At 38.5% G+C, this 25,240-nt stretch carries 22 protein-coding genes; 4 read left to right on the top strand and 18 right to left on the bottom strand.

The annotated features are described in order from the left end of the window. The first annotated feature begins 10 nt into the window (after nt 1-10). Nucleotides 11-1,303: an electron transport complex subunit RsxC gene (gene rsxC / locus QOX35_RS04255; protein ID WP_283685907.1), complete on the top strand. Its 1,293-nt coding sequence runs from the start codon at nt 11-13 to the stop codon at nt 1,301-1,303. Continuing rightward, nucleotides 1,290-2,363: an RnfABCDGE type electron transport complex subunit D gene (locus QOX35_RS04250; RefSeq protein WP_283685906.1), complete on the top strand. Its 1,074-nt coding sequence runs from the start codon at nt 1,290-1,292 to the stop codon at nt 2,361-2,363. The genes rsxC and QOX35_RS04250 overlap by 14 nt, the downstream gene beginning before the upstream one ends. A 73-nt stretch (nt 2,364-2,436) precedes the next feature. On the opposite strand, the gene QOX35_RS04245 is transcribed toward QOX35_RS04250, so the two are convergent. From QOX35_RS04245 to QOX35_RS04180, 14 genes are read right to left on the bottom strand one after another with little or no spacing between them, the layout of a single operon-like run. After that, nucleotides 2,437-3,828, bottom strand: coding sequence for an NADH-quinone oxidoreductase subunit N (locus tag QOX35_RS04245; protein WP_135104847.1), 1,392 nt, complete (start codon nt 3,826-3,828; stop codon nt 2,437-2,439). A 17-nt stretch (nt 3,829-3,845) separates the two neighbouring features. Further along, nucleotides 3,846-5,279: a complex I subunit 4 family protein gene (locus QOX35_RS04240; protein WP_283685905.1), complete on the bottom strand. Its 1,434-nt coding sequence runs from the start codon at nt 5,277-5,279 to the stop codon at nt 3,846-3,848. Nucleotides 5,280-5,294: 15 nt separating this feature from the next. Continuing rightward, nucleotides 5,295-7,169 (bottom strand): NADH-quinone oxidoreductase subunit L, encoded by a 1,875-nt coding sequence (gene nuoL / locus QOX35_RS04235; protein ID WP_283685904.1) that lies wholly within the window; start codon nt 7,167-7,169, stop codon nt 5,295-5,297. Between the two features lie 6 nt (nt 7,170-7,175). Continuing rightward, the gene (gene nuoK / locus QOX35_RS04230; protein ID WP_283685903.1) at nt 7,176-7,499 is read right to left on the bottom strand and encodes an NADH-quinone oxidoreductase subunit NuoK; all 324 of its coding nucleotides are present in this window, start codon (nt 7,497-7,499) and stop codon (nt 7,176-7,178) included. 3 nt (nt 7,500-7,502) lie between these two features. Next, nucleotides 7,503-8,006 (bottom strand): NADH-quinone oxidoreductase subunit J family protein, encoded by a 504-nt coding sequence (locus QOX35_RS04225; protein ID WP_135104843.1) that lies wholly within the window; start codon nt 8,004-8,006, stop codon nt 7,503-7,505. Nucleotides 8,007-8,031: 25 nt separating this feature from the next. Continuing rightward, nucleotides 8,032-8,565: a NuoI/complex I 23 kDa subunit family protein gene (locus QOX35_RS04220; RefSeq protein ID WP_006843257.1), complete on the bottom strand. Its 534-nt coding sequence runs from the start codon at nt 8,563-8,565 to the stop codon at nt 8,032-8,034. A 16-nt stretch (nt 8,566-8,581) separates the two neighbouring features. Beyond that, a complete protein-coding gene (nuoH, locus tag QOX35_RS04215) occupies nt 8,582-9,625 on the bottom strand; it encodes an NADH-quinone oxidoreductase subunit NuoH (RefSeq protein WP_283685902.1) in 1,044 nt (347 codons plus the stop codon). A gap of 8 nt (nt 9,626-9,633) precedes the next feature. Then, the gene (locus tag QOX35_RS04210; RefSeq protein WP_283685901.1) at nt 9,634-10,677 is read right to left on the bottom strand and encodes an NADH-quinone oxidoreductase subunit G; all 1,044 of its coding nucleotides are present in this window, start codon (nt 10,675-10,677) and stop codon (nt 9,634-9,636) included. Between the two features lie 6 nt (nt 10,678-10,683). Beyond that, the gene (gene nuoF, locus QOX35_RS04205) at nt 10,684-12,039 is read right to left on the bottom strand and encodes an NADH-quinone oxidoreductase subunit NuoF (RefSeq protein WP_135104840.1); all 1,356 of its coding nucleotides are present in this window, start codon (nt 12,037-12,039) and stop codon (nt 10,684-10,686) included. Between the two features lie 5 nt (nt 12,040-12,044). Further along, the gene (locus QOX35_RS04200; RefSeq protein ID WP_252638618.1) at nt 12,045-12,569 is read right to left on the bottom strand and encodes an NADH-quinone oxidoreductase subunit NuoE family protein; all 525 of its coding nucleotides are present in this window, start codon (nt 12,567-12,569) and stop codon (nt 12,045-12,047) included. Between the two features lie 8 nt (nt 12,570-12,577). After that, entirely contained in the window at nt 12,578-13,813 is a 1,236-nt protein-coding gene (gene nuoD / locus QOX35_RS04195; RefSeq protein WP_006843262.1) for an NADH dehydrogenase (quinone) subunit D, read from the bottom strand. A gap of 12 nt (nt 13,814-13,825) precedes the next feature. Further along, a complete protein-coding gene (locus QOX35_RS04190) occupies nt 13,826-14,359 on the bottom strand; it encodes an NADH-quinone oxidoreductase subunit C (protein ID WP_283685900.1) in 534 nt (177 codons plus the stop codon). Beyond that, entirely contained in the window at nt 14,359-14,910 is a 552-nt protein-coding gene (locus tag QOX35_RS04185) for an NADH-quinone oxidoreductase subunit B (protein WP_006843264.1), read from the bottom strand. The genes QOX35_RS04190 and QOX35_RS04185 overlap by 1 nt, the downstream gene beginning before the upstream one ends. Before the next feature lie 13 nt (nt 14,911-14,923). Next, on the bottom strand, nt 14,924-15,292 hold the full coding sequence (locus QOX35_RS04180; protein ID WP_135104837.1) for an NADH-quinone oxidoreductase subunit A: 369 nt from the start codon (nt 15,290-15,292) through the stop codon (nt 14,924-14,926). Between the two features lie 486 nt (nt 15,293-15,778). On the opposite strand from QOX35_RS04180, the gene QOX35_RS04175 reads away from it, so the two are divergent. Both QOX35_RS04175 and QOX35_RS04170 read left to right on the top strand, forming a co-directional pair. Continuing rightward, on the top strand, nt 15,779-17,767 hold the full coding sequence (locus tag QOX35_RS04175; RefSeq protein ID WP_283685899.1) for a DUF3858 domain-containing protein: 1,989 nt from the start codon (nt 15,779-15,781) through the stop codon (nt 17,765-17,767). Between the two features lie 15 nt (nt 17,768-17,782). Beyond that, nucleotides 17,783-19,675, top strand: coding sequence for a DUF3858 domain-containing protein (locus tag QOX35_RS04170; RefSeq protein ID WP_283685898.1), 1,893 nt, complete (start codon nt 17,783-17,785; stop codon nt 19,673-19,675). Between the two features lie 282 nt (nt 19,676-19,957). Here QOX35_RS04170 and QOX35_RS04165 read toward each other — a convergent pair whose 3' ends face one another. The 4 genes from QOX35_RS04165 to cls all read right to left on the bottom strand — a co-directional run bounded on the left by QOX35_RS04165 (nt 19,958) and on the right by cls (nt 25,198). Continuing rightward, nucleotides 19,958-21,103 (bottom strand): OmpA family protein, encoded by a 1,146-nt coding sequence (locus QOX35_RS04165; RefSeq protein WP_283685897.1) that lies wholly within the window; start codon nt 21,101-21,103, stop codon nt 19,958-19,960. Between the two features lie 38 nt (nt 21,104-21,141). Continuing rightward, complete coding sequence (locus QOX35_RS04160; protein WP_185146737.1) at nt 21,142-22,242, bottom strand: GDP-L-fucose synthase family protein; 1,101 nt, start codon at nt 22,240-22,242, stop codon at nt 21,142-21,144. A 19-nt stretch (nt 22,243-22,261) separates the two neighbouring features. Continuing rightward, nucleotides 22,262-23,413 carry a GDP-mannose 4,6-dehydratase gene (gmd, locus tag QOX35_RS04155; RefSeq protein ID WP_283685896.1) on the bottom strand — a complete coding sequence of 384 codons (1,152 nt, stop codon included), beginning with the start codon at nt 23,411-23,413 and terminating at the stop codon, nt 22,262-22,264. Between the two features lie 348 nt (nt 23,414-23,761). After that, nucleotides 23,762-25,198, bottom strand: coding sequence for a cardiolipin synthase (cls, locus tag QOX35_RS04150; protein WP_283685895.1), 1,437 nt, complete (start codon nt 25,196-25,198; stop codon nt 23,762-23,764). Nucleotides 25,199-25,240 lie beyond the last annotated feature (42 nt).

The raw sequence follows: 25,240 nt of genomic DNA, 5'->3' as shown, positions 1-25,240 counted from the left end.
AACAAAAGCTATGATAATGCACATACTTTCGATGAAAGGGAAAACCAAGAAGAAGAGTATTCAGGCTATTGAAGACGCTCCATTTCTATACATTCCCCTCGCAGAATATTTAGGCTGTGCTCCTACTCCTGTTGTCAATGTTGGCGATAAAATCAAGAAATATCAATTGATAGGAGAAGTAAAGGATAAGTTTGCGACCAAAGTACATGCGCCGGTATCGGGCGTGATTTTGGAAACAAAAGACTATCCTTTTGCAGATGGCTCTTCTGTAAAAACCATCGTTATCCAGAACGACTATAAGGACGAGGAAGTAAACGACATTTCGCACAAAGACTACAACCAATGTAGCCCCGAAGAGTTGATAGAGCGAATTAAGGATGCAGGTATAGTAGGACAAGGTGGCGCTCAATTTCCGACAGCTATAAAATATAGCGTAGGGGAACATAAGATCCATACCTTTATTGTAAACGGTGCAGAGTGCGAACCTTATCTTACGTCAGATTATTCACTGATGGCAGAACGTACCGAAGAGCTATTTAAAGGAATTGATATCATAAAAAAGATACTTAATGCCGACAATGTTATCATTGGTATAGAGCATCAGAATAGAGAACTTTTAAAAGTATTTGCTCCATATCTGCAACAAGAAGAACATAAAGGCTACAAAGCAATATTATTGCCCGATCAGTACCCTCAAGGTGGCGAGCTGCAATTAATAAAGTCTGCCACAGGCATTGAACTACCAAGATCGAAGCGACCAGCCGAAGCGGGAATTATAGTGAGTAATATCGGTACTATCTACTCTGTTTATCAGGCGGTAGTAAATCACAAGCCTGTTATCAGTCGGATAATAACAATCTCGGGTGAGCGATCTAGCAATTATGGCAATTACGAAGTGAAAATAGGAACACCGATACGACATATCACAAAATCGCTAGGAATAGAAACTTCGGGTAATACAATCGTACAGGGAGGCCCGATGATGGGGAAGGCAATACAAGACCTGTCGATACCTGTAACCAAAGGAGCATCGGGAATACTATTCCTAAAGAAAGAAGAAATAAAACGGAGTAATTGTATCTCGTGCGGTTATTGCGTCGACGTATGCCCTATGCGGCTGATGCCAATGAAGTTTGAAGAAAACTATAGAAAGAAGAAATACTTCAATCTTGAGAAATACAGTATCAGCAGTTGCATCGAATGCGCAGCTTGCGAATACATCTGCCCAAGTAATGTGCCGCTTATAGAAAGCATAAAAGAAGGAAAAGTAAAACTTAAAGAACTAGCAAATGCAATCAGATAAAACAATATTTGCACCCTTTGTCAGAAAAAGTGACAGTACCAGCCGTGTAATGGCTGATGTTATTTTAGCATTGCTTCCATGTATAGCCATGTCGTATCTGGCATTCGGGTTTGTACCTGTCATGGTAATCTTGGTGGCAGTAGGGAGTACATTATTAACAGAATTTTTATTCTCCATTATCTTTTCCAAAAGCACGGAATCTCTTTCTGATGGGTCAGCCATTATTTCGGGAATTCTGCTTGCATTCACAATAGCACCTTTCACTCCTCTCTATGTTGTTGCATTCGGAGGAAGCATGGCCGTTCTGTTCGGAAAATTACTCTGGGGTGGCTTAGGGCGTAACATATTCAATCCTGCGCTGATCGGACGAGAGTTTATGACTGTGTTCTTTCCCGCTGTGATGGCTTCACGCACTATTTGGTACGACAAGACTGCAGTGAATATAAATGAGCTCAATATATTCAACGACAGTTTTATAAACCAACTATTTTATAAAGCATCGGGAGCGATAGGCGAATACTCGATATTCTTTTTAGTGCTAGGCGGTTTGTTCTTGTTGATTAGGCAAAGAATCTCATGGCATATCCCATTTGCCTTATTAGCCACTTTCTCTGTATTGCTTCTTACCGTGTCTAACCTGACCGAATATACAATACAGTTTTCTTTGGGAGGCTTATTACTCGGCACTATATTTATGGCCACAGACATGCCCACAAGTGCAACCACCAACTATGGAAAGTTATATTATGGAGCGATGATAGGTTTAACAGCAATACTCTGCATCATCAATGATGTGAAGTATGAATACATGTCTTACTCGATACTATTGTTGAATGCCTTCGTTGTACCTATCAACTGGGTATTCCGTCCGAATGTATGGGGACAAAAATTAGATATTCTTACCCGTTTGTGGCAAGGTCTATCACTTACGGCATGTATACTAATGGCTACATTCGCTGTTATCTATCTGCATCATGCAGAATTGATAATGTATCTTGTATTTATTTATATTGCTTATTGCATCATAAGGTTCATAGCGAAAGGAATAAAAGCGGAATAACCAAGAAAAATATCAATACAAAAAAGAGCAGACCATCAGATCTGCTCTTTTCTATTTTTTATATCCTATCTAATTATAAGTTCAGACCCATAATTACAGAAGGGAAAATTCCAAGTAATAGATTCAAAGATATAGCGATTACAGCTACAGCTTTATATTCGAAAGGAACTCGTAGAGGCTCTTCTGTCTCGCTTTCTTTGGTGATCATTATATTTGCTACTCCCAGATAATAGAACACGGCTATAATCGAATTTATAATACCGAATATAACAAGAACTAAGTGGCCTGATTGTAACATCTGATCAAACACAAAGAACTTAGCAAAGAAGCCTGCAAAAACAGGAATTCCACTTAATGACAACAATGCGCAAATAAATATTGCAGTCAACACCGGCTGACGTTTCACCAAACCAAAAAAGTTTGTCATATCCTCATTGTCTTTTCCTCGGCAAACACCAAGTATTACAGCGAATGCAGCAATACCCGCCAAGCTATAAGCTGCGGCATAATACAATACAGTATTTGCAGATGTGCCTATCGCAAGCAAGGTCATCATCATAAATCCGGCATGTGATATCCCCGAATAGGCCATCATACGCTTTATGTTTTTCTGCTTCATTGCTGTTACGTTTCCGACTGTCATTGTCAATATAGACAAGACGATCAGTACGATCTGATATACAGGGGTTACTGCAACAGACAATATTGTTACTACCTTAAACAATGCCCCTATTGCAGCCACCTTTACCAAGGTACTCATCAGAGCGGTAGAAAGTGTAGGTGAACCTTCATAAACATCTGGCGCCCAAAAGTGGAAAGGTACGATAGAAGCTTTAAACATCAGACCTACTGTCAACATCACAAAACCAAGACTAAACCATATAGGTAAAGATCCAGCCTGAGCAGTAGATGCAATAGCAACTGTAGCTATATCGAACGAACCAAATGCACCATATATGAGAGCAATACCAAATAGAATAAAGCTGGACGCAAAAGCACCCATAATGAAATACTTCATACCGGCTTCGTTACTTCGCAAGTTCTTCGGGTCGCTGGCTGCCAAAATATAAGCGGCAATAGATAATACCTCAAGTCCCACGAAAAACATAATGAAGTTTCCGAAAGAGACCATAGCCACAGCTCCGGCCACAAGAAAGACCTTCAAGGCTACATAGTCGGCAATCTTATCTATTCTGTCTTGATAAAACTTGGGACTCATCGCAAGAATCAGTACAGCAAGAATAATAAACAGGATAGAGAATCCTTGCGAAAATCCTGTTGATACCAACATATTGTACTTATCCGTACCAAGGAAAGATTGTCCTAAGTAAAACTCGGTAACAGTCAACCCCAATACAGCAATCAGTCCGATAAGTGTAACTGGTATAAGGATTTTTCTCAAATTGAATATCTCTAATAAAAGGCAGATTATACCTAATGCTGAGATGGCTATCAATGTACTCATTATATATCTGGCTATTTTTATCTGTTAATATACATTACTATCTCTGTCAGGCTTGTAGACACCAAGTCTGTAAGCGGCTTCACATACACCCCGAAAAATATAAGTACTCCTATTATTAAGGCGAAAACTACCGTTTCGGTCTTCGACAAATCCCTGAACGGATTCACGGATGGTTCTCCTAACATTACCTGCTGATACATTCTCAACATAAAGAGAGCACCAAGGAACAATGCTGTTCCTATTGTAAGGGCGTACCAAAGATTTACCTGATACAATCCGAACATTATTGTAAACTCTCCGATAAAGTTAAATGTAAGCGGTATACCGATAGAAGAAAGGATGCTTATAAAGAACGCCACCGAAAACTTTGGAGCATGTTCTTTAATACCACCCATCTTACTTATAGTCAATGTATGCATACGTGTTTGGATTACATCTGCGGAATAGAACATACCCACAATACCAAAACCATGAGCCAGTATAAGTATCACAGCTCCTTCTAGTCCATCGTATGTCAACGCATAAGAGCCCGCCGCAATAAATCCTACGTGAGACAATGAAGCATACGCTAAAAATCTTTTCAAATCATCCTGACGCAGCGCCATAATAGCTCCGTATACAACTCCAATAATACAAAGGATCACGATTATTGTTCTGAACTCGTTTGATGCGTAAGGAGTTACGGGCAACTGCCAACGAATAACGCTATATGCTCCCATCTTAGACATAATACCTGCTAGCAACATAGTACCTATTGCCGGTGCTTTCTGATACACATTTGCCTGCCAAGTATGGAAAGGGAAAATCGGTATCTTAATAGCATAAGCAAGGAAGAATGCCAGGAATATCCAGATTTGTTCTGTTTGGCTCAGACTTGCATTATAGAATGCTTCGAGCTGAAAGCTTCCCGTTTTTGTATACATGTATATAATAGCGGCAAGCATGAACAATGATCCGGCAAATGTAAAGAGGAAGAATGTCATCGCAGCCTTACGTCTTTTGACGATTTCGCCGTTACCCCATAATACGATGATAAAATAGATCGGGATAAGAGACATTTCCCAAAACACATAATACAAAAGAGCGTTGCTGCTTAAGAATGCACCTACCATAGCAAAAACCATAAACATGACTAAGCTATACAGCATCTTTTCATTCTTAAATTCGCGCGATTGCGTACCCAGTATAATTATAGGCAGCAGTATCGTAGTCATTAATATCATAGCCATCGACAAGCCGTCGGCCTTTAACGAAAACGAGATATTAGGCTTACTAATCCAATCTATGCTGAAATTTGCACCTGCCGCTCCGTATTTAAGACATAATGCTACCGAAAAAATAGCTGCGGCAACACCGAACAACATAGCTACTTTAGAGGCAAATCTATTTCCTGATAAATAAGTAAGAATTGCACCTACCAATAATATGATTAATATAATAGTGATATTCATGTTTCTTTTTAATTTTTATACAAGAAATAAACAGATGATTAGTGCACTGAATCCCAATACAAAGAAAAACAGATAAAAACCGAGACTTCCATTCTGTAGTCTTCGCGCCGGAACTGTCAATAACTCGACCAAGCCTCCAAAGCTTTTCAGTATATTTTTTAATGCTCTTTCTACTACACTTTCAAAGAATGCGGCTAAAGCATAAAGAGGTTTTACAAATAATGCATCGTATATTTCATCAATGTAGAATTTGTTATAGGATACTTTAGCAACTCCCGAAATATCATCGTCCTCAGCAGGAACTTCTGATTTCTTTATATACTTAAAGTAAGCCAATGCAATACCTACGATAGCGATGATAGTAGAAATTACCATTGTCATCACCATCTGATCTACAGGAGCATGTTCGCCTGTTATACCCGGTAATATTGGCTCTAGGTAACCGTTCAACCAGCTAAGTCCTCCGAAAGGAATACTGATAAGCCCTCCGAAAAACGCTAAGAAAGCCAGTACGATTAGCGGCAGAGTCATACTGCTTGGCGATTCGTGCAAATGATGTTTCTGTTCTTCTGTACCTCTAAACTCTTTGAAGAATGTAAGATATAGCAAACGGAACATATAGAATGCAGTAAGCAAAGATGCTAACGCTGCTAGAATCCATAAGAAAATATTATGCTCGAAAGCTGTCAGCATGATCTCATCTTTAGAGAAGAAACCTGCCAAAGGTGGAATACCTGCAATCGATAACGTAGAGATCAAGAACGTATAATACGTCGTCTTCATCTTATTCTTAAGACCTCCCATCTTGCGCATATCCTGTTCGCCTCCCATAGCATGGATAACTGAACCCGAGCCAAGGAATAAGCAAGCCTTAAAGAATGCATGTGTAATCACATGAAATACTGCCACGTGGTAAGCACCCAGCCCAAGAGCCAAGAACATCAGCCCGAGCTGCGATACGGTAGAGTATGCAAGTACTTTCTTTATATCATTTTGTGTAAGAGCTATCGTTGCAGCAAATAATGCAGTTACAGCACCTACAATAGCAATCAAAGTCTGAATATCGGGAGTCAAGTCGAATATAAAGTTCAATCGTGTCACCATAAATATACCCGCTGTAACCATCGTTGCAGCATGTATCAGTGCCGATACAGGAGTAGGACCTGCCATCGCATCTGGCAACCATGTATATAACGGTATCTGTGCACTTTTACCTGTAGCCCCTATAAACAATGCCAATGTGGCAACGCCCAACAATGGGTCGGGACTGGTAACAAGATCTTTTAGCGAAACATAGTCCACCGTTTTGAACATATATCCCAATGTAAAGATACCGATAAGGAAACCTAGGTCTCCGATACGATTCATCACAAAGGCTTTCTTTGCCGCATCGTTGTTTTTATGATTTCTCGACCAAAAGCCAATAAGGAGATAAGAACACAAACCTACACCTTCCCAACCGATAAACATAACGAGAAGATTGCTTCCCGAAACAAGTATCGTCATAAAGAAGATAAATAGGTTCAGATATGAGAAATAACGGTCTATATTTTCATCATCGTGCATATACCCCATCGAATAGATGTGTATCAGCGTACCGATACCTGTCACAAACAACAACCATACTAGCGACAGTTGATCGAGCGTGAAAGACAGATCAGTTGTAAACTCCCCTAAAGCAATCCATTGAAACAGGTTGACATTGAAAACCTGACCTGTAGAAAGATTTTGGATGAAAAGGTATAGAGATATTACAAAACTTATAATTACAGCTGTGGTAGCAATAATTCCGGGTAATGTGCGCCCCGTTAGTTTTTTACCAACCAGCAAATTGATTGAGAAACCGATAAACGGACTAAGCAAGAGTATTAATACTAATATTGTTTCCATCCAAATTTATCCTTTTAAGTTTTTCAATTCATCAATATCTATCGTGCCTATGTTTCTGTAGATGGCAACCAAAATAGCCAATCCGACAGCCACCTCTGCCGCAGCTACGGCCAATGAGAATATCACAAACACTTGTCCGCTGGTATCCTGATGATACACAGAAAAAACAGCCAACAACATATTGGCAGAAGCCAGCATCAATTCTACCGACATCAACATAACAATCGTACTCCTACGATACAATATTCCAATTGCACCTACACAAAACAATAGTATGCAGAGGTAGATGTAATTCTCAATTCCTACTTGTTCTAATATATTATTCAGCATAGCTTAAGCTTTTTTCTCTTTTTTAGAAATAAGTACTGCCCCGATCATAGCCGTTATAAGCAATATAGCAGCAAATTCAAATGGCACTAAATACTCGTCAAGCAGCACCTGACCAATAATACTTACCGACTGATAGTCTAACCCCTCGGTTTTGTATGTTTCTATCACAGGCGTAGCCTTCAGAAGCGCAGCCAACAGGACAATTCCCATCAAGCAGCTCGATATTGTAGCCGCCACACGACTGATCACTTTTTTCTTTGGCTCGTGGCTTTCACTCAGGTTCATAAGCATCAAAGTAAACAGTAATAACACCATGATAGCTCCGGCATAAACCACAATATTTATAACCGATAGAAACAAAGCATTCAGCAGCAAAAAGTGCCCCGATATGGAGAAAAAACAGATAATCATATACACTGCACTATGGATAGGATTCTTAGACAATACCGTCAGAAGTCCCGTACCGAGTGTTATGGTTGCCAGAATATAAAAAATTATTGTAATCATATCATTATTTATCTCGTATATCTATTTAATCATATTTGCGAGCTTTGGCATCCTCTACCGAAATCACGAGTTTATCTTTTCCATAGATAAAGTCTTCACGTTCTAATTTCGGCTTCACCAGGAGCTTAGACTTGGTTAAGAAAATAGCTTCTTTCGGACAAGCCTCTTCGCATATTCCACAAAATATACAGCGTAGCATATTTATTTCATATTCCGAAGCATATTTTTCTTCACGGTACAGATGTTCTTCTCCTTTTTTACGCTCAGCAGCCACCATCGTGATTGCTTCTGCCGGGCAAGACAAGGCACACAGCCCGCATGCCGTACAGCGTTCACGCCCCTGATCGTCACGCATCAATACATGCTGTCCACGATATACAGGGCTGAATTCGCGTTGTTGCTCAGGATACTGAACAGTCGCCTTCTTCTTGAAAAAGTGCTTAATTGTAATTATAAGCCCTTTTATCACAGCAGGAAAGTATATCTTTTCTGCGAAGGTCATGTTTTTATCAACAACCTCCGTCTTTCTTCCTGATAATGATATTTTTTCTATTGACATCGCTAATTTCTTATTTTCATTTAAAAATCAGGACAAAAATTCCTACCAAGATGATATTTACTATTGCCAACGGAAACAGCATTTTCCATCCCAGTTTCATCAGTTGGTCGTATCTGAATCTTGGTATTGTCCAGCGCACCCACATATAGAAGAAAATAAAGAATGAGGTTTTAGCTAGAAGTGATAAAACACCCAAACCACTAGCTATATTTATACCCCAGTTTTCTGTTACCCAATCTATTCCCGGATAATTGTATCCTCCAAAGAAAAGAACAGAGATGAATGCAGATGAGAAAAACATGCTCGCATATTCGGAGAACATATAGAATCCCATTCCCAACGAAGAATATTCGACATGGTGTCCGTTAACCAACTCCGACTCACACTCTGCAAGGTCGAACGGTGTACGGTTACATTCCGCAAACGAACAAACAAGGAAAATAATAAAGGTCAATGGCTGATAAATCACATTCCATTGCATACCATGCCAGCCACTTTGCTGCTGAGTGATTTCTACCAGACTCAAAGAACCTGTCATCATAATCAGCGCAATAAGAGAAAGCCCCATTGCTATTTCATACGAAATCATCTGTGCTCCGGCACGGATACTTCCCATCAGGGAATATTTATTATTTGATGCCCATCCTCCGATTACAACACCATATACGCTTGTAGATAATACAGCTACAATATATAGAATAGCCACATTTACATCTCCGATGTAAGGCTTAACATCTCCATATCCTGGTATTTCAAACTTCTCTGCCCATGGGATCAACGCCCCCCCAAGCAAAGAGACTGTCATGGCAACAGCCGGACCTACAACAAAGAGAATCTTATTCGGCGTATTTGGCATGAGGTCTTCTTTGGCAAACAACTTTGCTCCATCGCAAAGAGGCTGTAGCAAACCAAAGATACCTGCACGGTTCGGGCCGAGACGATCTTGTAAAAAACCGGCCACCTTACGTTCTGCATAAGTAGAATACAATGCAAAAAGCATTGTGACAGCAAACACAAGAACGATAAGGATCAACTTTTCTAAAATAAGTGCAATCTCCATTATTTTATTTATTCTTTTGTTTTCTTTATAGCTTCCAACTCCTCTGCATCATAAGGAGAATCAGGCATGCTTATTTTCTTCTGATCTTCTTTACGACCTTCCAATACAAGTTCGTCTGTATTTATCTTAACCTTATGTATCGGCTCTGTATAGTTGTTTACATTGATTACAGATGGCTTCTCAAATTTGCGAGGGCCTTCTATAGTCCAGTCTTCAACATTCTTATGTTCGAAACGACATTCGTTACAGATAAATTCTTCAACTTCGTGCCATTCATCTTTACGGGCTGTCACACGCTGAACTTTGTCGCCAAACATCCATAGTGTTACTTTTCCGGAACATTTTGTACAATGACGGTGTGCATTGAATGGTTTGTTGAACCAAACACGAGACTTGAATCGGAATGTTTTATCAGTAAGAGCCCCTACAGGACAAACATCGATCACATTCCCCGAAAAATCGTTATCGATCGCACGTTCTATATATGTAGAAATCTGAGCATGATCGCCCCTTCCCACTACTCCATGAACACGTTCAGGAGTTAATTGATCAGCCAGTTTTACACAACGGTAGCAAAGAATACAACGATTCATATGCAATTGTATGTATGGGCCTATATTTTCGGGTTCGAATGTTCTTTTTTCTTCTATATAACGCGACTTGAAATTATTATTACCATAAGCAAGGTTCTGCAAATCGCACTCTCCCGCCTGATCGCATACCGGACAGTCGAGAGGATGGTTGATCAACAAAAATTCGGTTACAGCCTTTCGTGCCTCCAGAGCCCTTTCGGATGTAGCGCTTTTCACTTCCATACCGTCCTGAACTGCTGTTACGCATGACGGCTGAAGCTTAGGCATAGGACGAGGGTCTCTTTCACTGCCTTTGTTTATCTCCACCAAGCAACAACGACATTTGCCACCGCAGTCTTCCAGCTTAGAGTAATAGCACATTGTAGGAGGAACACTGGCTCCGCCTATCATACGTGCCGCCTGCAACACTGTGGTTCCAGGTTCGACGTCTAAAACATGTCCATCTATTGTAATTTTCATATTGCTTTACTTCAAAAGGTGACGAACTTTTTCCATAGGCTCGTCTACAAAATGATCTCTATTTTTTATCTTTTCAGGGAAGCGTACATGGTATTCGAACTCTTCGCGGAAATGACGTATTGCTGCTGCAACCGGCCATGATGCCGCATCACCAAGAGGACAAATCGTATTGCCTTCAATCTTACTTTGTATACTCCATAGCAGGTCGATATCTTCTTCTCTACCCTGTCCTGTTTCGATGCGATGAAGGATTTTATCCATCCATCCTGTACCTTCACGACACGGAGAACATTGCCCACAGCTTTCGTGATGGAAGAAACGAGAAAAATTCCATGTATTACGAACGATACATGCTGTATCATTGTACACGATGAAACCACCCGATCCGAGAGAAGAGCCGGTAACGAAACCACCGTCAGCCAATGATTCATAACTGATCAAACGATCTTCACCATTTGCTGTTTTAAATATATATTGAGGAGGTAGGATCGGAACCGAACACCCACCGGGTATTACAGCCTTTAGCGGACGGTCGTCTAGCATACCACCGCAATATTCGTCTGAATTGAAAAATTCATCGACAGTCAAACCTAATTCTATTTCATATACACCCGGATTCTTAATATGACCCGAAGCTGACATAAGCTTGGTTCCAGTAGATTTACCTACACCAATTTTAGCGTATTCAGCACCGCCATTATTTATAATCCACGAAACAGTAGAAATAGACTCCACATTGTTCACCACTGTAGGCTCACCCCACAACCCGCTAACAGCAGGGAATGGCGGTTTGATACGCGGATTACCACGCTTACCCTCGAGTGATTCTATCAAGGCTGTTTCTTCTCCGCAAATATATGCTCCTGCTCCGCAATGTACATACAAGTCGAGATTATAGCCTGTACCCAATATATTTTTGCCCAGCCAACCATTGGCATAAGCTTCCTTAATTGCTTTTTCCAATATCTTGAATATCCACATATATTCGCCGCGGATATAGATATATGATAAATTAGCCTCTAATGCATAACTGGAAACAATAGCACCTTCGATTAGCAAATGCGGAATATGATGCATCAAGAAGCGGTCTTTGAATGTACCCGGTTCCGATTCATCGGCATTTACAACCAAGTGGCGAGGCTTACCGGACTTCTTATCAATAAAGCTCCACTTCAAGCCCATCGGGAAACCTGCACCTCCACGACCTCTTACCCCTGAGGTTTTTACTTCTTCTACAACCTCATCGGGGGTCATAGTTTTCAGTGCTTTCTCCACAGACGCATACCCGCCATTCTTGCGATAAACTTCGTATTCCGCTATTCCCGGAATATCTAATTTTTCTAATAATACTTTTCTAGCCATCGCAATTAATATAGGTTTACTTTTCCTTGTTTACAATCTTCGATCAGTGTATCAATCTTTTCTTTGTTAAGATTTTCATGATAGTTGTCTCCCAACTGAAGCATAGGACCGTAGCCACATGCTCCAAGGCACTCAACCCCTACTACACTGAACATCCCGTCAGGTGTTATTTCGCCGGGTTTAACACCCAGTTTCTGACAGGTATATTCCATTAAGTTTTCACCACCACGCAAGCCACAGCAAGCAGTACGGCAAAACTCAAACATATATTTAGCTACCGGTTTTTGATTGAACATCGAATAAAATGTTACTACTTCATAAACTTCGATAGGTGTAATCTCCAATATCTCGGCTACTTTATCCATCAGTTCGAGGCTCAGCCAATTGTCATGAGCATCCTGTACGGCATGAAGCACGGGTAGTAAAGCAGATTTCTTTTTATCGGCAGGGTAATGGCTCAACAATTCATTGATACGGGCCATCAGGCTCTCCGACATATTTATTACTTGTGTATATTCTTTAGTTTCCATTGACATGATTATGCATCTAATTCTCCGGCAATAACATTAATACTTGAAAGCGTGGCAACAGCATCCGAAAACATCCCGCCTTTTATCATTTCAGGGAACGCCTGATAATAAATAAAGCATGGTCTGCGGAAGTGAACCCTGAAAGGAGCTCGTGAGCCATCGGTAATAAGGTAAATACCCAATTCCCCATTAGCACCTTCTACGGCATGATATACTTCAGCTATAGGAACAGGAACTTCACCCATCACGATCTTGAAGTGTTGGATAAGCTGCTCCATCTGTGTATACACCTCTTCTTTTGGAGGAAGGTAATAGTCAGGTACATCTGCATGGAAGCTTCCATCAGGCATATTATCGCGAGCCTGACGAATTATGCTCAAGCTTTCTTTTATCTCTGCTGCACGCACACACCAACGATCGTATGTATCGCCGGATGAACCTACAGGTACTTTAAAATCAAAATCTTGGTATGAACTATATGGATTCGCTACACGCACGTCGTAATCGACACCGGCAGCACGCAAGTTAGGCCCTGTAAACCCATAGTTTATTGCCTTTTCGGCTGATATCGCACCTACACCAACGATACGATCCATAAAGATACGGTTGCGGATAAACAGTCTCTCGAGCTGATCCCATGCTTTAGGGAAGCCTTCGATAAACTCATCTAACTTACGCCATGCGGCTTCGCTCCAGTCTCTTTCGAATCCACCGATACGCCCCATATTTGTAGTCAAACGCGCACCGCAGATTTCTTCATAGATCTCGTATGCCAACTCTCTGTATTGCATTACATACAAGAAAGGAGTATACGCACCAAGGTCGACCCCCAAGATAGAGTTACATATCAGGTGATCTGTAATACGTGCCAGCTCCATAACGATAACACGCATATATTGCGCACGTTTAGGAACTTCTACGCCAAGTGACTTCTCTACAGTCATCCACCATGCCATATTATTCAGAGGGGCAGAACAATAGTTAAGACGATCAGTCAGGGTTGTAATCTGATAGAAAGTGCGGTGTTCTGCAATCTTCTCAAATGCACGGTGAATATAACCGATAGTGGTATCAGCATCCAGAATGCGCTCGCCATCCATCAATAATATATTTTGAAACACGCCATGAGTAGAAGGGTGAGTTGGCCCGAAGTTAAGAACGGACAACTCTTTATCGTCCCCAAAGGCTTGTTCTTTTATCATTTTCGCAAAGCGATGTTCCGGATTTATTAGTTGATCTGACATTTCCTTACTTTGCTATTTAGTTTGTTCATAATTATTGGGAGTTCTACCAAAGAAGCGGTCATCCTTATCCGTACGCCCAGCATCCTCGAGAGGATAATCTTTACGCATCGGAAACGATACCATCCCCTCATCATTAAGTATACGCTTAAGATTGGGATGTCCTTTGAAAATTACCCCGTAAAAATCATAAGTCTCGCGTTCCATCCAATTGGCTGCGGCAAAAACGTCCACTACAGATTCAACATACGGTCTGTCTCCATCAAGAAACGTTTTCACACGTACACGTACATTGTCGATCCAGTTGTGGAGCAAATAAACAACAGCAAACTGAGCCTTCTTGTCATTATCAGGATAATGCACCCCACATAAGTCTGTCAAGAAGTTGAAACGCAGAGTTTCATCATCTTTCATAAAACGGATTACTTCTTTGATTACCGCGGGAGCAGCTTCGAAAGTAAAAATATCCCGTTCCATTCTGAAATTCATCACTTCCGTTCCGAATTTCTCGCTCATCTTATTTTCAATAACTGTAGTATCGAGAGTCATTATTCAAATTTATATGATTCAAGAAGCTCCTGATATCTTTCCGAGCCTCTACGAAGAATAGATTCATGTTTTACTAACTCCTGCAATTGCATTACGCCATCCAATATCTGTTCAGGACGTGGAGGGCATCCGGGAACATACACATCTACCGGAATCACCTTATCGATACCTTGCAAAACCGAATATGTATCGAAGATACCTCCCGAAGAAGCACATGCACCGACTGCAATCACCCATTTAGGTTCTGCCATTTGTTCATATACATGGCGAAGGATAGGAGCCATCTTTTTAGAAATAGTCCCCATTACCATTAACATATCTGCCTGACGTGGCGAAAAGCTGTTACGCTCTGCCCCAAAACGTCCCATATCGTACGTAGCAGCCATTGTAGCCATAAACTCAATCCCGCAACAGGATGTAGCAAATGGCAAAGGCCATAGAGAATTGGCACGAGCCAAACCTATGACGTAGTCAAATTTTGTAGCAAAAAATCCATGCCCTCTATATCCATCCGGAGCAGGTACTACATTTATATTAGAAGAATTGCTCATACTTGTTTAATTTTTATCTCTCCCAATCCAAAGCCTTACGTTTGGCTTCGTACAAGAAACCTACCACAATAATTCCGATAAAGATTCCCATCTTGCCAAATCCTTCCCAACTAAGCTCTTTAAAGTTTACAGCCCATGGGTACATAAAAACGATCTCGATGTCGAAAAGAACAAACAAGATCGCAACAAGGAAATATTTAACAGGGAACGGAGAACGAGCATCGCCTATAGGATCGAGACCACACTCAAAATTTGCATTTTTCCGTGCACTCCTACGACTTGGACCTAACATCTTAGAAATAAATACCGTAGCAAATACAAATATCGCAGAAAACGCGATTTGCATCAGAATAGGTATAAAATCATATATACTTGAATTCATATCCTTAATTTTAACACACTTTGTTTTTACAGATTACAAAGATACTCTATTTATTTCTCAAAAAAGAACAAAATGACTCATATATTTTATCAATAAGTCAATAAACAAATGGCATCAGAAGCCAAAATGCAGCATTTTGTCAAGTGCAGTTTGCAATATTGTCTTTATAGAAAAACATTATTATTGTGAAAAGAATAACATCAATTTAAGAAATAAATTTTTAACATTTAAGACTATTTTAGATCTATTTTATATGTAAGTTTTCATTTGCGAAAATGATTTATTCAAAGCAACAACTCCCATTGCGCTATATACAGAGAGATTACTTCGATGAGTGCTGCGCAAAGATAGATATAGAGACAATATCAGACAGTTTTCCATAAACAAAAAAAATATTATAAGACATAGCCATTTTTTAACATAATTAATATTTTATTTCATACATTTACATAATTTATGATCTATCAACATCTCAATAACCAAACAATGAAGACAACTTACTTATTAGCTATAATGCTATGTTTTATTTTTCTATTTCATGTTCAGGAAAGTCATTCCCAATCTAAGTATGGCAATGCAACTATGGACGAACTGAATATGACCGTATATCCGGAGGACACAACAGCCTCGGCAGTTATCCTACTCAAAAAAGGGGACTTAAGGTTTATCTTTAGCGAACTGTATGGATTTCAGTTTGAATACGCCATACAAGTTAAAATAAAAATCTTGAAGACAGAAGGTCTTGATTGGTGTAACCAAGAAATCTCATACTATGAAACCAATAGATCAACGAAAGAGCAAATCAATGGCTTATCGGGCACAACATATAATCTTGAAGATGGAAAAATCACAAAAACAAAACTTGCGAAGGAATTCATTACCGACGAGGACATTGACAACACATTGAAAGTAAAGAAATTTTCTATGCCTGCAGCAAAGGTGGGGTCTGTGATTGAGTATAAATATACAATCGTATCCGACTACTATTATAACTTAAGAGACTTCCGATTCCAAGAGTCTATCCCTATTGCTTATGTGAACTTTGAGGCTAAAATTCCGGAATACTTCCGATACAACATCAACTATCAAGGATATGCCAACTTAAAGTCTAGCAAAGAGCCGGACAATGAATCTTTCCATATAAGATATAAAGACGACTACGGACGTTTACAAGCAACGACTGTAAGATGTAATGCAGAAACATTGAAAAGCGAAGGCTTCAATATTCCGGCAATGAAGAAAGAAGCATATCTGTGGACTATAAATGATTATATAACACAAGTATCCTTTGAGCTAAAAAGCATACAGATGCCCTACTCCATGACCGAAAATAAATCTAGTTCATGGGAGTCTATAGATAAAGATATCCTTTCTAGTCCTCTTGGAAGCAACATGAAAAAGGCTGATCTGTTTAAAGAAGAAATAGCTAAAGGAGAGATGACCTTTAAACGGGCAAAAGAAATACAGGATATGGTTAAATATCGGGTGAAATGGAATGACAAGAGAGCTATCGTTCCGGGTAACCTAAAAGATGCTCTTAAAGAAGGAATAGGCAGCAGTGCTGATGTAAACTACTTACTCATAAATGCTCTTAAAGCAGGAGGATTCGACGCATTCCCTGTTATACTAAGCACCAGAACAAACGGAAGATTACCAATATCCCACCCTAGTATAACTGCATTTAATTATGTAATTACAGCACTGAAGATAGATTCACTTATGTATTATACCGATGCGTCTGCTAAGTATGGAGATTGGAACTTACTGCCTGAAAAGTGTATGGTACCTCAGGCACGTATAATGAGTGAGAGTGGCGGTAGATGGGTTAATCTTAGCAACGTTTCGAATGGCTCTGTATTAAAAACAGCAAAATTCACATTCAATGATTCCAAATATATAGGAACCATAACAGATACCCGAAAAGGTAATGCCGCCTATGATATGAAAGTATCCTATTATAATCACAAAAACAAGGAAGACTTCATTGAATCATTAGCAAAGAGGACAAATTGTAAGATCGACAGTTTTTCAGTTTCGGCTATAGATGATACTTCAGCTCCTATAAAGATGGAATATACACAGGTTGCGGACGCCAGCTTAGGGGATGATTTCTTATATATCAATCCAATGATGGAAAAACATATTTCCGAAAATCCTTTTCAAAGAGAGAAAAGAGAATATCCTGTAGAATTCGATTATTTGACAAATTACCTGCAAGTTGTAGATATAGAAATACCTGAAGGGTATGTAGTAGACGAGTTGCCTCAGGCTGCAAAATTAGTATTAAATGATAATGATATCGTTTTGACATATCGTCTGGCTCAGACCGCAAATGCAATTAAGCTACACTATCAATTCCAATTAAAGAAATTAACGTTCTTGCCAGAAGAGTACGAGTCACTAAAAGACTTTTATGCCAAAATTGTAGCTAAAAACAGTGAGCAGATCGTTCTGAAAAAGGCCTCTGCTATTTAAAATGCTTATCTTAATATGAATATCAGATATATATTTGCATGTGTTCTCTTATTTGTTCTATCCCAAACGCAAGCCTATGGGCAATTTGTCATACAAAAGGTTGATAGTTTGCGAGAGAACGCATGCGCCATCGTAGATAATTATTCTACAGTATTTAGTCAAACTGATTTGAATAATGCAACACTGTCAGTGAGTAAGGTAATAACTATCCTAAATGAACAGGGTGAGGAATATGGTTATTTCAACGAAACGTATGATAAATTCAGAGAGTTGAAAGATTTCTCGGGCGTAATAAAAAATATGTCGGGGACAGTAGTCAAAAAGATAGGGAAAAAAGACTTAATATCTTCCTCCTTATCTGAACATTTGAGTACCGACGACTACTCTATGTTCTATGAATATAAGAACCCTACATACCCTTATACTATAGAGTATACCTATCAGGAAAAATGGAAAAACGGTATTTTATACTACCCTCCTTTCATACCTATCAATGGAAGTGTGTTATCTCTAAAACAAGCTAGCTATAAGATTGAACTCCCAACAGGAATGAATCTTCGCTATTATTCTAATTATTCTTGTAATATTAAAGATGAAACTGTCGGTAATAAGCATATATATTCGCTATCACTCGAAAACATGAAAGCTATCGACAGGGAACCTTATGCTCCTCCATTTCTCGAAATTATCCCAAAAGTATTATTAATGCCAAATGATTTCTGCTATGATTCAACCTGTGGCAATTTGTCTAACTGGGAAAATCATGGCAAATGGATATCAAGCTTGTTAACCGGGAAAGATATTCTTCCTGCCGATTTTGTGATTAAAATCAAAGATCTCACAAAAAATGCAAAAAACGATAGAGAAAAGGTGGCCATTCTTTATCAATATCTACAGAATAACACAAGATATGTCAGTATACAATTGGGCATAGGAGGCTATCAGCCTATCGATGCAACATCTGTAAGTAAAAGTGGATTTGGCGACTGTAAGGGCTTAACCAATTTAATGATGGCCATGCTAAAAGCCGTTGATATACCTTCCAATTACAGCATAGTAAGTATGAGAGAGAAGGATATACTACCTGATTTTCCTAACTTTAATCAGTTTGACCATGTTATTCTGCTGATACCTTTCAAGAACGACAGTATCTGGCTGGAATGTACAAGCCAAAAGCTTCCTTTTGGATATATACATGATAAAATTGCAGGTCATAATAGCCTTATTATAACGAATGAAGGAGGCAAAATGTGCCGTTTACCCGAATATAAAGACGATCAAAATTATCAAGTATCAAAGCTAGATATAGATATATCAGAAAACGGAATGGCAAAAGGCAAAATGCAGTTTACTGAACATTTGCATTTGTACGACAAGTTTTTTTATTGGATGACATCTAAAGACAGAGAAAAAGAGATGAACTACATCAATACGAATGTGAATATGCCAAAAGTAAAGATTTCACAAATTGAAGTCTCTGAAGACAGGTCGTCGCTACCATCATGTACATTGTCTGCAAATTTCGAAGCTGAAGACTTTGTAAATAAAACCGGAACGCGATTATTTGCATCTGTATGCCCTTTGAGAAAAGGCAATTATAATATATTTACATCTTCTACACGGAAACAGGATATCGTAATAGAAAATGGATATTCTGACTCTGATTCTATCACATTCAATATCCCTGAAACATACGCTATTGAATCATTGCCTAAAGATATTTCAATAGAAACTCCGTTTGGGAAGTTAAAGACACAATGCAAGGTGGAAGATCGTAAAATTATATATATACAGAATATAGATATTTTTACAGGAAAGTATGACAAATCGAGCTACAACGAAATCAAATCTTTTTTCTCTGAAATAAATTCAGCAATAAAGAGAAAACTCGTATTAAAGAAGATCTGATAAAATAAGAATAAGTTAATTCTAAAAAATAAAGCCGGAAGTTATTAGGTAGCTTCCGGCTTTATCTTTTAATAACACATTTTAGCACACCGATTCTGTTTAACAAATGCTCTATACTTGCCTAGGGTAGAGAATATATGGCAATATCAAATCAGCCAGCATATCTTAGGCATATCATTATCTAAAATCGTTCTTTTATCGTGCATTGCATCAATACGAAACAAAAAAAAGAGTGGAGATATACTCCACTCTTTCCTATTCTTATATTTTCGTTAGCCGAAATTATTCAGCAAAGAAGATAGCAACACGGTTCCATGCATTTTCTGCATATGGTTGTTCTGTGTCACCTTTCCATTCAACTTTAACGCGGTTGCTGTTGATGTTGTATTTGTTGATCAACGCATTAGCAACATTCTTAGCACGTTTTTCAGAAAGTTTCATGTTGATAGAAGCTGTACCTGTTTTCTTATCAGCATAACCTACAATCTTAACATTTTTGCTAGGATTATCTTGTAGATATTTAGCTGTGTTGTAGATGCTAACTTCTTGGTTTTTGTCAATAACTGCACTACCAAGACGGAAGAATACTACGTTAGAAACGAAGTTTTTAACCTCAGCTGGTTTAACTTCTGGACATTTTGGACAATCTGGACATTTTGGAGCTTCAACTTTTCTGTTTTTCAAAGCTTCATTTTCTTGACGCAGTTTGTTGATTTGACCGTTTAGATCATCAAGAAGACCTTGATCCATCAACAATGCTTCAGAGAAGTCATTTCTCTTACCGATTTTGAAGTTAAATCCTACGAATGCAGATAGCATGCCATCCCATTCGAAATCTCCACCACCCATACGGTCGAAAGACTCTTGAACCATGTTTCCAGCTATTTCTACGAATAGAGAAGCTCTGTTAGACAGACGGAAATTGTTGATAATACCGGCATTCCATGTAGCAGAGTTGTTCTTGATAGATTTCCAATCTTCGTCAAATCCATGAACAAATCCTATACCAACATAAGGTATAAAGCTGTAGAAGCGATTTTCGTTATAATGTCCCAAATAGTTAGAAACATTGAACAATAGGTCAACGTTAGCACCTAAATAATGAGGGTGATTCATAACTGTTGCTCCTTGATTAAATGTGTGGTAACCACCACCATTAAATTTCAAACGTGCTCCGAAATAAGGATTATACCATTTACCTACGAAAACAGTTGGAGCTAGGTTAAGGCGGTTAGTGAATTTAGCATCACTTGCGTTATCATTAAGATACATTGTTGCTCCACCACCAATTCCTACGAACCAGTTATCCCAAAAACCGTTACGCGCAAAAGTTGCATTGCGACCAGCTTTAGTACTAAATCCGCTATCTTGAGCAGAAATAGCCATAGCCGCAAAAACTAAAACTAAAAGTAAACTTACTTTTTTCATAATCAATCTTTTAAATTATAATTAAACACTCTTTTTTTTTAATTTAATATATTATACTCAGTATACCAAGCATACATCAACTTCAAGCCATCTTCTATTTCAACTTGATGTTGCCAGCCCAAAGAATTAAGTTTTGATACATCTGATAATTTTCTCATCGTTCCATCTGGCTTATCTGTATTAAACCACAAACTTCCGGAGAATTCGACTATTTCTTTTACAAGGTTTGCAACATCTTTTATAGATATTTCAATACCAGTTCCAATATTAATGTGTGTGTTCTTTATCTCCCTTCCATGTATAACATCAACTAAGTCAAAAAAGTTTACAGACTCCATCACAAAAACAGTGGCATCTCCCATTTCCTGACTCCACAGGAATTCTCTCATCGGTTTTCCTGACCCCCAAAGTTCGACCTGAACAACATCTCCAACTTTTCTTATACCATACTTAGCTAGTATTTCTAGTATTTCTGTTTTAGATGAAGTTCCAGATACTCCCTCTATCGGCCTAACATTCAAGTCCTGCTCTATAATATCCCAAGCATTATTTTCTAAGCATTTCCCCAAATGTACTTTTCTTAGAATTGCTGGCAATACATGCGATGTTTCAAGATTAAAATTATCATTCAAACCATATAGGTTTGTTGGCATTACCGCTATAAAATTCGTTCCATACTGTATATTATAGCTTTCACACATCTTTAAACCGGCTATTTTAGCTATTGCATACGGTTCATTTGTGTATTCCAAAGGGCCTGTCAACAGTGTATCTTCCGTCATTGGCTGAGGTGCTTCTTTGGGATAAATACAAGAACTACCTAAAAACACTAATTTTTTAACATTATTCAGATATGATTGATGAATTACATTGTTCTGGATCATCAAATTTTCATAAATGAATTGCCCGCGATATGTATTATTGGCAATAATACCTCCTACTTTAGCCGCCGCTAAAAAAACATATTCAGGCTTTTCCTTTGTAAAAAATTCGGATACAGCTTTTTGATCTGTAAGATCTAATTCTTGATGCGTTCTTAAGACAAAATTTGTGTATCCTTTGCTTACAAGACTTTTAAGAATTGCAGAACCAACCAAGCCTCTATGGCCGGCTACATATATTTTAGCATTCTTTTCTATCATCTATATTTTCTTACTTTTATTCAAAGTAATTCAAAATTCTATATCCTCCATTTTTGAGGTACTCTTCTTTCTTCATCAGCTCAACATCATGAACAACCATATCCTGACATAAAGCTTTAAGATCGTATGTAGGCTCCCAGCCTAATTTAGTCCTGGCCTTTGTATTGTCACCAATAAGAATATCAACTTCTGTCGGACGAAAATAAGCAGGATCGACACCTACAACAGATTGTCCTATTCTCTTAATAAAGCCTTCTAAATATTCGGCTCCAACTATTTTAGAGAATTTATTCTCATCAACACCTACTATATAGCCTTCTTCCTTTTCATCTTCACCTCTAAACTCAACATCTACTCCGACCTCTAAAAATGACATTTTGATAAAGTCACGAATAGTAGTTGTGACGCCTGTAGAGATAACATAATCGTCAGCAGTATCTTGTTGAAGAATAAGATACATAGCCTTTATATAATCTTTAGCATGTCCCCAATCCCGTTTACTGGAAAGATTTCCCATATAAACCTTATCTTGAAGCCCTAAGACTATACGCGCAACTGCACGTGTCACCTTTCTTGTAACAAACGTTTCACCTCTTAATGGAGATTCATGATTAAACAAGATACCATTGCTGGCATGCATACCATAAGCCTGTCTATAATTAACCGTAATCCAATATGCATACATTTTAGCGACAGCATATGGACTTCTCGGATAAAATGGGGTTGTTTCTTTTTGAGGTATCTCTTGCACCAAACCATAAAGCTCGGATGTTGAAGCCTGATATATCCTTGTTTTATTTACCAAATTAAGAAGACGAACAGCCTCTAATATACGAAGAGTACCTATTCCGTCTGCATTTGCTGTATATTCAGGGATATCAAAACTAACCTTAACATGGCTCATTGCCGCAAGATTATATATTTCATCGGGCTTTACGTCGCCAATTAGTCGTGTCAGATTCATACTATCTGTCATATCACCATAATGAAGAATCATATTTCTATCTTCAAGATGAGGATCTTGATATAAATGGTCTATACGATCTGTGTTAAACATGGAAGATCTTCTTTTTAGTCCATGTACTGTATAGCCCTTTTTTATCAAGTATTCTGACAAATAAGCTCCATCTTGTCCTGTAACGCCTGTGATGAGTGCTACTTTACCCATATAGTTTACTTAATAAAAAAAATCTTTATTAAGATTTATGTTAATGATCAATTTTATACTTAACCTTACCTAATTATTGTATCTTTTAACCAATACGAATAATCAGTTCAAGCAACAAAGATATATTTTTTTTAACTAAAACAAATAAAAAAGTCCTTAAATTAGAGATTACACATTGATTTTCTCTCATTTTTTGACGTATAAGTCTCTAATCCTGAAATTTGCAAAAAGCATTTTTTTAACTATTTTATTTATCATACACTCCAATCCTTCCGATCGGCAGGTATTTCAACAATACTCTTGAGTATAATATAGTTATATAAATTGTATCTTGTATCAACTTTACTATTATAATAATGGAGAGAACAAGCGCATGACAGATTCTTTAAATTTTTCAATCCGTGACCTTTGATCCCATTCTTCCACAAGCAACTGTGTTGAGCTCTCCATATCTTTCAAGAATATCTCTTGGGCTTTGCGGCAAGTCTCTTCGCTATATATAAAAGCATCAATTTCGAAATTATGTTCGAAACTACGCATATCCATATTGGCCGAACCTGTTATAGTAAGAGAGTTGTCTACCGTCATTAGCTTGGAGTGAAGAAATCCCGCTTCGAAAAAATAGACACTTACTTTGGCATCCAAAACTTCTTTCAGGAAAGACATGGATGCAATATGCACAAATGTAGTATCGGAATGGCGAGGCAACATCAAACGCACATCCACTCCACGCATCGCCGCCATTTGTATAACCTGCATTAATGAGTCGGTAGGAATAAAATAAGGGGTCTGTATATAAACACTTTCTTTGGCATTAGAAATGGCTTGCAGAACACCTAAGTGTATATCTTTAAATTGTCCTACCGGGCCACTTGTAACCAGCTGAATCATATTATCTCCCTGACTATCAAGTATAGGATAATAAGTATCTGATGCTAGAAATTCTTTACGAGACGAATACCAGTCGATAAGAAAAGATGTCTGTAATCCTGCCACAGCTTTTCCATCTATCTTGACATGACTGTCTCGCCAAATTCCACTTCCCACACCGTTGATATATCGATCTGCAACATTCATTCCACCAACAAAACCAACTTTACCATCAATAACTACAATTTTTCTGTGATTCCGATAATTCACTCTACTTGTCAAAAATTTGAATGCCACCTTCAAGAAAGGTTGAACTTCAACGCCTCCGGCTTGCATATCTTTGAAGAAGCTACGCTTTGCTTTCCAAGAGCCAACATCATCATAAATAAGACGCACTTCAACGCCATCCGCTGCTTTACGAAGCAATATATCTCGGGTTTTGCACCCTATCTCATCATCTAAGAAGATATAGTATTGGATATGTATATGCTTTTCCGCTTTCTCAAGCTCCTCAAACAAAGCCTCAAACTTATCGGGTCCTGAAGAATAAAAAGTAACGCTACTACCACCATATAAGGGTGTACCTTTCAATCGGTTCAATAAGTTTACTAACCCTTTATACTCTACAGGTGGATTCAGCGTTTCCAACAACTCTCGCCTACCAATAGACCGACGATTGAGCTTCTTATACATCTTATGGGATATCAGACGCTGCTTACGATTATCTTCGCCGAAGAAATAGTATATGATAAGACCTACCAAAGGAAGCAACAATAGAATAAGCACCCAAGAAATCGTTTTCAAGGGGTTCCTATTCTCCGAAATAATCACAACCATCGTACCCAAAGCCGTAACCACATAAAGTATCTGGAAAAGAAGGATAAGATGATCTGTTGCTTGCGCTGCTACATCCATACGCAAATAATATACATTTTTTTCAAAGTTATAACAAATTTA

Source organism: Dysgonomonas sp. Marseille-Q5470 (assembly GCF_951230145.1).
In the GTDB taxonomy this organism is placed as follows: Bacteria; Bacteroidota; Bacteroidia; order Bacteroidales; family Dysgonomonadaceae; genus Dysgonomonas.
The sequence above is the reverse complement of the archived record's forward strand: the minus strand, read 5'-3'. Positions and strand labels throughout refer to the sequence as shown.

Bases quoted from the DNA above. Each gene is read 5' to 3' on its own strand.
- nuoF (WP_135104840.1), bottom strand. From the start codon at position 12,039: ATGGCTAGAAAAGTATTATTAGAAAAATTAGATATTCCGGGAATAGCG.
- QOX35_RS04165 (WP_283685897.1), bottom strand. From the start codon at position 21,103: ATGAAAAAAGTAAGTTTACTTTTAGTTTTAGTTTTTGCGGCTATGGCT.
- QOX35_RS04170 (WP_283685898.1), top strand. From the start codon at position 17,783: ATGAATATCAGATATATATTTGCATGTGTTCTCTTATTTGTTCTATCC.
- QOX35_RS04190 (WP_283685900.1), bottom strand. From the start codon at position 14,359: ATGACTCTCGATACTACAGTTATTGAAAATAAGATGAGCGAGAAATTC.
- QOX35_RS04200 (WP_252638618.1), bottom strand. From the start codon at position 12,569: ATGGAAACTAAAGAATATACACAAGTAATAAATATGTCGGAGAGCCTG.
- QOX35_RS04210 (WP_283685901.1), bottom strand. From the start codon at position 10,677: ATGAAAATTACAATAGATGGACATGTTTTAGACGTCGAACCTGGAACC.
- QOX35_RS04175 (WP_283685899.1), top strand. From the start codon at position 15,779: ATGAAGACAACTTACTTATTAGCTATAATGCTATGTTTTATTTTTCTA.
- QOX35_RS04240 (WP_283685905.1), bottom strand. From the start codon at position 5,279: ATGAATATCACTATTATATTAATCATATTATTGGTAGGTGCAATTCTT.
- QOX35_RS04185 (WP_006843264.1), bottom strand. From the start codon at position 14,910: ATGAGCAATTCTTCTAATATAAATGTAGTACCTGCTCCGGATGGATAT.
- nuoD (WP_006843262.1), bottom strand. From the start codon at position 13,813: ATGTCAGATCAACTAATAAATCCGGAACATCGCTTTGCGAAAATGATA.
- cls (WP_283685895.1), bottom strand. From the start codon at position 25,198: ATGGATGTAGCAGCGCAAGCAACAGATCATCTTATCCTTCTTTTCCAG.
- nuoH (WP_283685902.1), bottom strand. From the start codon at position 9,625: ATGGAGATTGCACTTATTTTAGAAAAGTTGATCCTTATCGTTCTTGTG.
- QOX35_RS04225 (WP_135104843.1), bottom strand. From the start codon at position 8,006: ATGATTACAATAATTTTTTATATTCTGGCAACCATAACACTCGGTACG.
- QOX35_RS04245 (WP_135104847.1), bottom strand. From the start codon at position 3,828: ATGAGTACATTGATAGCCATCTCAGCATTAGGTATAATCTGCCTTTTA.
- nuoL (WP_283685904.1), bottom strand. From the start codon at position 7,169: ATGGAAACAATATTAGTATTAATACTCTTGCTTAGTCCGTTTATCGGT.
- nuoK (WP_283685903.1), bottom strand. From the start codon at position 7,499: ATGCTGAATAATATATTAGAACAAGTAGGAATTGAGAATTACATCTAC.
- QOX35_RS04220 (WP_006843257.1), bottom strand. From the start codon at position 8,565: ATGTCAATAGAAAAAATATCATTATCAGGAAGAAAGACGGAGGTTGTT.
- QOX35_RS04180 (WP_135104837.1), bottom strand. From the start codon at position 15,292: ATGAATTCAAGTATATATGATTTTATACCTATTCTGATGCAAATCGCG.
- QOX35_RS04250 (WP_283685906.1), top strand. From the start codon at position 1,290: ATGCAATCAGATAAAACAATATTTGCACCCTTTGTCAGAAAAAGTGAC.
- rsxC (WP_283685907.1), top strand. From the start codon at position 11: ATGATAATGCACATACTTTCGATGAAAGGGAAAACCAAGAAGAAGAGT.
- gmd (WP_283685896.1), bottom strand. From the start codon at position 23,413: ATGGGTAAAGTAGCACTCATCACAGGCGTTACAGGACAAGATGGAGCT.